Here is a 3184-nt window from a genome sequence, read left to right on the forward strand (position 1 = left end):
GTGAAAACGCCGCCCCAAATCCGGTGGAATACCTGATCAGCGCTGCGGCAGGCTGCTGCTCCATAGGTTTCGAGTTGCAAGCAGCATTGGCAGGCGTGAAACTGGAACAGTTTGAAATATCCGCAAGCGGCAGTATCGACTTGGCCAAACTGTTCGGCATGGAAGATGGCTACGGCGGACTGGATAATCTGGTGCTAACCGTAAAGTAAAAGCCGACGCAGACCTTCCTACCCTGCAAAATTTCGCCGACCGCTCCGCCGCCAGCTCGCCAGTGTTGAACAGCCTGAAAGCGCGGGCAAAAGTGGTTGTCGAAAAATCTAGACGACTCAAACCGTTTTCTTGTTTTCATTTCGTTAAAAGCCCCTTTTCTGGACAACTAGAAAAGGGCTTAATCGCTCAAAGGAGTACATGGCATGCAACAACTGCACACTTTGAAAGACATCGAACAGGCCATCGCCACATACCCTTTAGTATCACTGTACATCAAAGCCCCAATCTGCGGTGTTTGTACGGTCGTGGGCGCCCAGCTTGACTCAGCTTTGGCGGAGGAAGGAAATGTGTATGCCGTAAAAGCCGATATTGCTGAAATACCCGAAATGGCCGGACGTTTCCACGTGCTGACCGTACCTGCATGGCTGCTGTTTTATCAAGGCAAGGAAGTAGAACGGATGGCCCGCTTCATCCCTCAGGCACAGATGAAGCAGACATTGGCAAAATGGACAAAAGTAGCAGAAAGCGAACATCAGTAACCGGTCTATCAATGTTTCAGACGGCTGCGGTCTTGATAATGATGCAAGCGGTCAAATTTTTAAGATGATTTGCAAAATACTTAAAAATTTGACCGCTCTTTATTACGAAAAGGTCGTCTGAAACGGCTTGTAGACTGAGATAATGATTGATGAAAAGCGGTGATTTATACATTAAAACAACTTCCTGAAAATCCCCTTTGACATTCCCCATCTTTCCCTTTAAAATACGTTCAAATTTTTAAACATATAAACTTAAAAGGCCGAATATGCCGCAACAAACCATGAATTTAATGCGCGAGTGCATTCCCATTTTTACCGTGTTGAGTGATGAAAACCGCCATCAAATCCTGCGCGTGCTGTGGGAACACGGCAAGATGAATGTGAATGAGCTGACCGAGCATCTGCATTTGTCGCGCCCTGCGGTGTCGCATCATTTGAAAATCATGTTGCAAGCCGGAGCGGTGGCAGTGGAGCAGGTCGGCAAAGAGCGGTTTTACAGTATTGCCATGGCGGATGCGGTGGCGAGGTTGAAACAGCTTGCCGATTTGATGGCTCAAAATTGCCCGCTTTCAAAATAGGGTTATCCGTTAACCCTTTATTTTTACTTAAATACGTTTACATTTTTAAACTTATCAACTTAAAGGAACGATTATGTTATTCACGCCATTCACTTTTCCAAACGGCAAAACTGCTAAAAACCGTATCTTCAAATCCGCCATGGAAGAACAACTTGCCCAAAACGACCAGCCGTCTGAAAAACTCGTCTGCCTTTACGACACTTGGGCAAAAGGTGGTGCGGGTGTTTTGGTTACGGGAAATGTAATGGTCGCCGAAAGCGGCAAAGGTTCGATAAACGATGTGGTGATTTCAGACGGCCGCAGCCTTGAGATTCTGAAAAAATGGGCGAAAGCAGGCACGCAAAACGACACGCTGCTCATCATGCAAATCAACCATGCGGGCAAACAGTCGCCTGCAGTGGTCAATAAAACACCGCTTGCGCCAAGCGCTGTACCATTGGTAGGCATGGACGGCTTTATCAATCCGCCACGCGAATTAACCGCTGATGAAATCAACAGGCTGATTCAACAATTCGTGCAAACCGCCAAATTTGCTGAACAGGCAGGCTTTTCAGGCGTACAAATTCACGCCGCGCACGGCTATCTCATCAGCCAATTTCTCTCGCCGCACCACAACCGCCGCCAAGACCAATGGGGCGGCAGTTTGGAAAACCGTATGCGCTTCCTTTTGGAAACCTACACCGCCATCCGCGCCGCTGTGGGCAAAGATTTCTTAGTGGGTGTAAAACTCAATTCGGCGGATTTCCAAAAAGGCGGATTTGACGAAAGCGAATCGGTGCAGGTGGTACAAAAACTGTCAGAAATGGGCATTGATTTTATTGAAGTTTCCGGTGGCAACTACGAAAGCCCGCAAATGCTAGCCGCCAAAGACAGCACCCGCAAACGCGAAGCCTTCTTCATCGATTACGCCGAAAAAGCCCGTGCAGTCAGCCAAGCTCCGCTGATTATCACCGGTGGCTTTCGTTCACAAAGCACAATGGAAGATGCCTTATCCAGCGGCCATTTGGATTTTGTAGGTGTTGCTCGTCCGTTTGCCTTAGTGCCTGATTTGGCGAACCAAATGCAAAACGGCACTTACCAAACCGTGCAAACCGACCGCATCAAAACAGGCGTAGCATTGGTTGATAAAAAAGCGGGCGCAATGTTGGAGATGAACTGGTATATGACGCAAATGGACTTGATCGGACAAGGCAAACAGCCTGATCCCAAATTGTCAGCATGGAAAGTTTTACTGAAAACTTTATGGGCAAATGGAAAAGCAGGTTTAAGTACTGGCAGATCTTGATGATGAAAGCGGTTGGATTTGAAGGAGGATTAAATTTTAAAATTTAACCGTATATAAAAGCATGGAATATAAATAAATTGATACTAAAAAACCGTTTGAATCTTTAAGTTCAAATGGTTTTTAGAATTTTAGATATCCACTGAGCGATACAAAAAGATCCTGTTCTTTGAAAGTGGCTTAGAATAAGAAATTTAAAAAATAATAATTAAATTAATAAGTTATAATTATAATTTATAATAATAACTTAACATAATATAAATTATGTAGTTTTCCCTATACCTAACAATCGCCGTTGTTTATTCCTGTTTGTTAACTATTGGTTAATCTTAAAAGATTCCGTATAGTACTCCAATTTTTAGTATAAAATCAATGGTTTTTAAGAGAAATGTGACTGCTTAATTTACCATTTTTCCCCTGAATGGTGGAATAGGGCGGGGTAAAATGACTCTTTATCCCTTATTTCAACCGTTCAGACGGCCTTATTTCCATTCATCCCATTCGCTTTACCATCGGCATTATACCCGTTACCATACAGTGTTCATCGTCAGTCGGATATTACCCTTATGACCGCC

4 protein-coding genes are annotated in these 3184 nt (G+C 44.6%); all 4 read left to right on the forward strand.

The window, feature by feature from the left end:
- A partial coding sequence (locus TW89_RS08840; RefSeq protein WP_283114701.1) for an OsmC family protein occupies window positions 1–209 on the forward strand: 209 nt, incomplete at its 5' end.
- A 204-nt stretch (window positions 210–413) separates the two neighbouring features.
- Window positions 414–749: a thioredoxin family protein gene (locus TW89_RS08845; protein ID WP_128581189.1), complete on the forward strand. Its 336-nt coding sequence runs from the start codon at window positions 414–416 to the stop codon at window positions 747–749.
- Between the two features lie 266 nt (window positions 750–1015).
- A complete protein-coding gene (locus TW89_RS08855) occupies window positions 1016–1327 on the forward strand; it encodes an ArsR/SmtB family transcription factor (protein WP_070591088.1) in 312 nt (103 codons plus the stop codon).
- 73 nt (window positions 1328–1400) lie between these two features.
- Window positions 1401–2612: an NADH:flavin oxidoreductase/NADH oxidase family protein gene (locus TW89_RS08860; RefSeq protein ID WP_128581192.1), complete on the forward strand. Its 1212-nt coding sequence runs from the start codon at window positions 1401–1403 to the stop codon at window positions 2610–2612.
- Window positions 2613–3184: the final 572 nt, after the last annotated feature.

Origin of the sequence: Neisseria flavescens (genome assembly GCF_001618065.1) — a bacterium.
GTDB classification, from domain to species: domain Bacteria; phylum Pseudomonadota; class Gammaproteobacteria; order Burkholderiales; family Neisseriaceae; genus Neisseria; species Neisseria flavescens_A.

Coding starts and splice junctions, on each gene's coding strand:
- TW89_RS08845 (WP_128581189.1), top strand. CDS start 414: ATGCAACAACTGCACACTTTGAAAGACATCGAACAGGCCATCGCCACA.
- TW89_RS08855 (WP_070591088.1), top strand. CDS start 1,016: ATGCCGCAACAAACCATGAATTTAATGCGCGAGTGCATTCCCATTTTT.
- TW89_RS08860 (WP_128581192.1), top strand. CDS start 1,401: ATGTTATTCACGCCATTCACTTTTCCAAACGGCAAAACTGCTAAAAAC.